Source organism: Pseudonocardia pini (assembly GCF_013870575.1).
Classification (GTDB): domain Bacteria; phylum Actinomycetota; class Actinomycetes; order Mycobacteriales; family Pseudonocardiaceae; genus Pseudonocardia; species Pseudonocardia pini.
Genome location: NZ_JACBXB010000307.1, coordinates 1 through 6,131, shown reverse-complemented (window position 1 = coordinate 6,131; position 6,131 = coordinate 1). Strand labels below are relative to the sequence as shown.

Annotated in this window: 5 protein-coding genes; 4 read left to right on the top strand and 1 reads right to left on the bottom strand. The window is 72.9% G+C overall.

Going from position 1 to position 6,131, the window contains the following annotated elements; translation table 11 throughout:
* Positions 1-279: 279 nt before the first annotated feature.
* The 4 genes from H5J29_RS17750 to H5J29_RS17735 are packed head-to-tail and all read left to right on the top strand — an operon-like array spanning position 280 to position 4,647.
* Positions 280-1,425: a Gfo/Idh/MocA family protein gene (locus H5J29_RS17750; RefSeq protein WP_181782071.1), complete on the top strand. Its 1,146-nt coding sequence runs from the start codon at positions 280-282 to the stop codon at positions 1,423-1,425.
* Positions 1,422-2,420, top strand: a complete 999-nt coding sequence (locus tag H5J29_RS17745) for an NAD-dependent epimerase/dehydratase family protein (RefSeq protein WP_181782070.1) — start codon at positions 1,422-1,424, stop codon at positions 2,418-2,420. The genes H5J29_RS17750 and H5J29_RS17745 overlap by 4 nt, the downstream gene beginning before the upstream one ends.
* A gap of 11 nt (positions 2,421-2,431) precedes the next feature.
* The gene (locus tag H5J29_RS17740; protein WP_181782069.1) at positions 2,432-3,547 is read left to right on the top strand and encodes a DegT/DnrJ/EryC1/StrS family aminotransferase; all 1,116 of its coding nucleotides are present in this window, start codon (positions 2,432-2,434) and stop codon (positions 3,545-3,547) included.
* A gap of 2 nt (positions 3,548-3,549) precedes the next feature.
* Complete coding sequence (locus H5J29_RS17735; RefSeq protein WP_181782068.1) at positions 3,550-4,647, top strand: DegT/DnrJ/EryC1/StrS family aminotransferase; 1,098 nt, start codon at positions 3,550-3,552, stop codon at positions 4,645-4,647.
* A gap of 383 nt (positions 4,648-5,030) precedes the next feature.
* On the opposite strand, the gene H5J29_RS17730 is transcribed toward H5J29_RS17735, so the two are convergent.
* Positions 5,031-5,876: a polysaccharide deacetylase family protein gene (locus H5J29_RS17730; protein ID WP_181782067.1), complete on the bottom strand. Its 846-nt coding sequence runs from the start codon at positions 5,874-5,876 to the stop codon at positions 5,031-5,033.
* Positions 5,877-6,131: the final 255 nt, after the last annotated feature.

Here is a 6,131-nt window from a genome sequence, read left to right as displayed (position 1 = left end):
TCACTGCGGCCCGCGAGCGGGGCGGACGTGTGGCCGGGCGCCGGCAGGCGGGGTCGGTTCGGGGGCATGCCTGGCCGTGGTCATGGCGCCGGAGTCTAGCGACGGAGCCTGAAAGCCCCCTGAGTGGCCCGGGCCGCCCTGGAGGCCCTCGACGGGCTCGCGAACGGGCCGCGGACGCCCCTCCGAGGGGCTGCCGTAAGGTCGCTGCGTCCCGCCCGTCGCTCGGTCTCCGGCCGCCCGGCAGGGGCCACCGCGGGACGGGAGTGCAGCACGAGGGGGATGCGAGTGGAGAACGGCAACCCGATCGGCATCGCGGTCGTCGGAGGCGGGTACTGGGGTCCGAACCTGGTCCGCAACGCCCAGCAGACCCCCGGTCTGCGCCTGCAGTACCTCTGCGACCTGAACGCGGAGCGGGCCCAGGCGGTCCTGGGCAACTACTCCACGGTCGCGATCTCCACGTCGCTCGCGGACGTGCTGGCCGACCCCGCCGTCCAGGCCGTGGCCGTCGCGACCCCGGCCGCCACCCACTTCGACGTGGGCATGCAGGCGCTCGAGGCGGGCAAGCACGTGCTGATCGAGAAGCCGCTCGCGCCGACCTTCGAGGAGGGCAGGCAGCTCGTCGAGGCCGCCGAGCGGCTCGGCCGCGTCCTCATGGTCGACCACACCTTCTGCTACACCTCCGAGGTCCGGCACATCCGCGAGTCCGTGCGCAGCGGCCGCATCGGCGACCTGCAGTACCTCGACTCGGTGCGGATCAACCTCGGCATCGTGCAGCCGGACGTCGACGTCCTCTGGGACCTCGCCCCGCACGATCTCTCGATCTTCGACGCGATCCTCCCGGAGGACGTGCACCCCGTCTCGGTCGCCGCCCACGGGTCGGACCCGGTCGGCGCGGGGCACGCCTGCGTGGCCCACCTGACGCTGCGGCTGTCCAACGGCGCGCTGGCCCACGTGCACGTGAACTGGCTGTCCCCCACCAAGATCCGCACCTTCGTCGTCGGCGGGTCGAAGCGCACGCTGATCTGGGACGACCTCAACCCCACCCAGCGGCTCTCCGAGCACGACCGCGGGGTGCAGCGCAATCCCGACCTGGACGACATGACGAACGCCGACGTCCGTGGTCGCAGGCTCGTGTCCTACCGCACCGGGGACACCGTCGCCCCGGCGCTGGCCAACCTGGAGGCCCTCCGGTCGGTCATGGTCGAGTTCGCCGCGGCGATCGCGGAGAACCGACGGCCGCTCACGGACGGGTTCGCAGGCCTGCGGGTCCTCGCGATCCTGGAGGCGGCCTCCGAGAGCCTGGCGAAGGACGGCCAGTCCGTCCCGATCCGGCCCGTCCGGGAGATCCCGCGCGACACCGCCGGGGTCATCGAGAACGTTCCGACCACGATGGCCGAGCGCGGCCGCGGAGAGGTGACGGTGTGACCCACTCGCAGCAGGCGGCCCAGCCCGTTTCCGGACAGAGGATCCTGGTCACCGGCGGCGCCGGGACCATCGGCTCGACCCTGGTGGACCAGCTCGTCGAGGCCGGCGCGGCCGAGATCGTGGTGCTGGACAACCTGGTGCGCGGCAGGCGCGAGAACATCGCCGCCGCCCAGGAGGCGGCCGGGGACCGGCTGACCCTCGTCGAGGGCGACATCAACGACGTCGGCGTCGTCCGGGAGCTGACCGCGGGCAGGGACCTGGTGTTCCACCTCGCCGCGCTGCGGATCACCCAGTGCGCCGAGCAGCCGCGGACCGCGCTGGAGAGCCTGGTCGACGGCACCTTCACCGTGATCGAGCAGGCCGTCGAGGCGGGCGTGCAGAAGATCGTGGCGAGCTCGTCGGCGTCGGTCTACGGCCTGGCCGAGGAGTTCCCGACCACCGAGCGCCACCACCCGTACAACAACGACACCTTCTACGGCGCCGCCAAGGCGTTCAACGAGGGCATGCTGCGCAGCTTCCACGCCATGAAGGGCCTGGACTACGTCGCGCTGCGGTACTTCAACGTCTACGGCCCGCGGATGGACGCGTACGGCGTCTACACCGAGGTGCTGATCCGGTGGATGGAGCGCATCGCCCGCGGCGACCGCCCGCTGATCTTCGGCGACGGCCTGCAGACGATGGACTTCGTGCACGTGCACGACATCGCCCGGGCCAACGTGCTCGCCGCGCAGGCCCCGGTGACCGACACCGTCTTCAACATCGCCACCGCCCAGGAGATCAGCCTGGCGGGCCTGGCCGAGGCGCTGCTCGAGGCCATGGACTCCGACCTCACCCCCGAGTTCGGTCCGGCGCGCCAGGTCAACGGCGTCACGCGGCGGTTGGCGGACATCTCCGCCGCGGCCCGCGAGCTGGGCTGGAAGCCCACGATCGGCATGGACGAGGGCCTGCGCGGGCTCGTGGCCTGGTGGCAGGCGGAGACGGGCGTGACCGCCTGATGATCCCCGTGATGAAGCCCCTCCTCGGCGACGAGGAGGCGGAGGCGGTCGCCGCCGCCGTCCGGTCCGGCTGGGTCGCCCAGGGGCCGCGGGTCGCGGAGTTCGAGAAGGCCTTCGCCGCCCACGTCGGCGCGGAGCACGCGATCGCGACGTCGAACTGCACCACGGCCCTGCACCTCGCGCTCTACGTGCTCGGCGTGGGCCCGGGCGACGAGGTCGTGTGCCCGTCGTTCTCCTTCATCGCCACCGCGAACGCGATCCGGTACTGCGGCGCCACGCCGGTGTTCGCCGACGTCTCCGCCGAGTCGGGCAACGTCACGCCCGCGTCGGTCGCCGAGGTGCTCACCGAGCGCACGAAGGCCGTGCTCGTGGTGCACCAGGGCGGCCAGCCCGCGGACATCCCGGCGATCCGCGAGGTCTGCCGGGACGTCCCCGTCGTCGAGGACGCCGCCTGCGCCGCGGGCGCCACGCTGCACGGCTCCCCCGTCGGCACCGGCGCTCTGCTCGCCGCCTGGTCCTTCCACCCCCGCAAGCTGCTCACCACCGGTGAGGGCGGCATGGTCACCACGGACGACGCCGAGTGGGCCGCCCGGATCCGCCGTCTGCGGGAGCACGGGATGACCGTGTCCGCCGCGGACCGGCACGCCGCGGGCAGGAAGATCGTCCTGGAGGGCTACGCCGAGACGGCGTTCAACTACCGGATGACGGACATGCAGGCCGCGATGGGTCTGGTCCAGCTCGGGCGGCTGCCGGGGATCGTGGCGCAGCGCCGCGCGATCGCCGAGCGGTACCGCGAGCTGCTCGAGCCGCTGGGCCTGCGCGCGGTCACGGACCCGGCGCACGGGACCGCCAACTACCAGTCCTTCTGGGTCGAGCTCCCCGCGGGGGCCGACCAGATCGCGGTGCTGGAGTCCCTCGCGGGCGCCGGTGTGTCCGCGCGTCGCGGGATCATGGCCTCGCACCTGGAGCCCGCGTACGCCGGGCACCCGCACCGCCCGCTGCCCGTCACCGAGCACCTCACCCGGAACACCGTGATCCTCCCGGTGCACCACGAGGTCGGCGAGGCGGAGCAGAAGCTGGTGATCGACGCGCTGGCTGCGGCGCTGGACCTGCAGGGAGCCGTCTGACCATGGCCGCGAACATCCCCCTGGTCGACCTGGCCGCGCAGCACGCCGAGGTGGCCGCCGAGGTCGAGGAGGGCTGGGCGCAGGTCCTGGCCCGCACCGCCTTCGTCGGCGGCCCGGCCGTGGCCGCGTTCGAGGCGGCCTACGCGTCGTACTCCGGCGTCGAGCACGTCGTCGGCGTCGCGAACGGCACGGACGCCCTCGAGCTCGCCCTGCGCGCCCTCGGGATCGGGCCCGGGGACGAGTGCATCCTCCCCGCCAACACGTTCATCGCCACCGCCGAGGCGGTCGCCCGCGCGGGCGCCGAGGTCGTGCTGGTCGACTGCGAGCCGGGCACCGCCCTGATCGACGTCGACGCCACCCTCGCCGCGGTCACCGACCGGACCCGCGCGGTCCTGCCCGTGCACCTGTACGGCCAGGTCGCGGACGTCGCCTCGTTGCGCGACCGACTTCCGGCGGGCATCGCGATCTGCGAGGACGCGGCCCAGTCCCAGGGCGCGCGCCGCGACGGTCTGCAGGCGGGCGCGATCGGCGACATCGCCGGGACCAGCTTCTACCCGGGCAAGAACCTCGGCGCCTACGGGGACGCGGGTGCGGTGCTCACGAACTCCGCGGAGCTCGCCGACCGGGTCCGCCTCATCGGGGCGCACGGCTCACCCCGCAAGTACGAGCACAGCGTGGTCGGCGTGAACAGCCGACTGGACACCCTGCAGGCCGTGGTGCTCTCGGCCAAGCTCGAGCGCCTCGACACCTGGAACGCCCTGCGCCGCGAGGCCGCCGCCCGCTACGACACCCTGCTCGCCGACCTGCCCGTCACCAGGCCGACCGTCACGCCGGGCAACGAGCCCGTCTGGCACCTGTACGTGATCGAGGTCGACCGCCGGGCGGAGGTGCTCGCCGCCCTCAACGCCGACGGCATCGGCGCGGGCATCCACTACCCCACCCCGGTGCACCTCACCGAGGCCTTCGCCACCCTCGGCAAGGCAGGTGACTTCCCGGTGGCCGAGGCCATGGCCGACCGGATCCTCAGCCTGCCGCTCTACCCGCAGATCACCGAGGAGCAGCAGCTGCGCGTGGTGGAGTCCCTCCGCAAGGCCCTCTGACCCGCCGCAGCGTCCGCTCGCCGGGGACCCGCCTGCGCCGACCCGCGCGCCGGGGGACCTCCCAGGCCCCCTTCCCGGATGGTCGAGATCTCTGACCGTCGAGCACCCCGATGGTTCGATCTCTGACCATCGGGGTGCTCGAGCATCAGAAATCGAACACAGTCAGGAAGGCACCCTCGCCGGATCCCGGCAGGGTCGGTCAGCCGCGGGCGGGCACGGCTGCCGCTCCGAGTTCCGTGAAACGCCCCCGCTGTCGCGGCTCGGCCGTCAGACTCCGTACCGACGGTCGGAGTGCGACGGGAGACGAGCGATGAGGGACGGTCACCGCGAGCTGATCCTCCGCTACCGGGATCCGTACGACCGGCGTTCCCACGCCGTTGACCTCAGCGAGGACCGAGGAACCATTCCTCCCAGTTGTCGAACGCACCGCTCAGGGCCGCCTTGAAGATCAGGGGGCGGTCGATCTGGGTGATGAAGGTCCGCGGGATCGTGTTCGCCGGCCGGGTGTCCACGGCCTGCGCGTACACGGTGCGGTAGACGCGCGCGGCGATCTCCGCGGCCTGCGGGGTCCAGTTCGCGGACTGGCCGAACGGGATCGCGAACTCGTCGACCTCGTGGCCGAGCATCTTCTCCAGCCGCTCCCGGGACCCGGCGAGCTCGCGCTCGGCCTCCCCCGCCTCGAGCCTGCCGAAGTCCGGGTGCGACGCCGAGTGGCTGGCCAGGGTGACCCCCGCCGCCTCGAGGCGGGCCAGCCCGGCCCAGTCCAGGACGTGCTCGTAGCCGCCGCTGTGCCCACCGTCCGCCCAGCCGCTGACCACGAACATGGTCGACGGGACGCCGTGGTGGCGCAGCACCGGCACCGCGTTGTCGAGGACGCTGGTGGCGCCGTCGTCGAAGGTGATCGCGAGCTGCCGCCGGTCCGGCGCGGCCAGCACCTCGGCGGGGGTGGCGAAGGTCCAGCCGTCGTCGGCCGCGAGCTGGAGGTGCTTCTCGAAGTCCTCCGGCCGGACGTCGTTCACGCCCCAGACCGGGGTGCCGATGGAGTGGTAGGCCAGGATCCGTCCGACGCCGGTGCCGCGGGTCTTCTGCAGCCCGGTGCGGTGTCGCAGCGACTCGTCGAGCGCCAGGCCCCACCGCTCGGCCCGCATCCGGCCCGCGACCGCGCAGCGGTAGGCCAACTGTGCGGCGGGGAGCTCGCCGACCTTGCTGCGCAACGACTGGGTGTCCATCGAGAGACGATCTCCGGGCGGGGTGCGGGACAGCGGACACCCGACCTTAGTTCCCGGGTCGAGAGCCACCACCGAGTGGCCCCGCCGTACGCTGGCCACGCCCGGTGGACACCCGGGCGGGTCAGCCCGAGCGGCCCCGACGTCGACGGCCCCGACCTCCGAAGGCCACGAGATCCGAAGGCCCCGAGATCCGAAGGACATGATGGACGAGCGCAACCCGGACGGCACGCGTCTGCACCGACTCGTCGAGCACCT

Excerpts from the sequence above, each read along its gene's own strand:
- H5J29_RS17750 (WP_181782071.1), top strand. The coding sequence starts at position 280 with ATGCGAGTGGAGAACGGCAACCCGATCGGCATCGCGGTCGTCGGAGGC.
- H5J29_RS17730 (WP_181782067.1), bottom strand. The coding sequence starts at position 5,876 with ATGGACACCCAGTCGTTGCGCAGCAAGGTCGGCGAGCTCCCCGCCGCA.
- H5J29_RS17735 (WP_181782068.1), top strand. The coding sequence starts at position 3,550 with ATGGCCGCGAACATCCCCCTGGTCGACCTGGCCGCGCAGCACGCCGAG.
- H5J29_RS17740 (WP_181782069.1), top strand. The coding sequence starts at position 2,432 with ATGAAGCCCCTCCTCGGCGACGAGGAGGCGGAGGCGGTCGCCGCCGCC.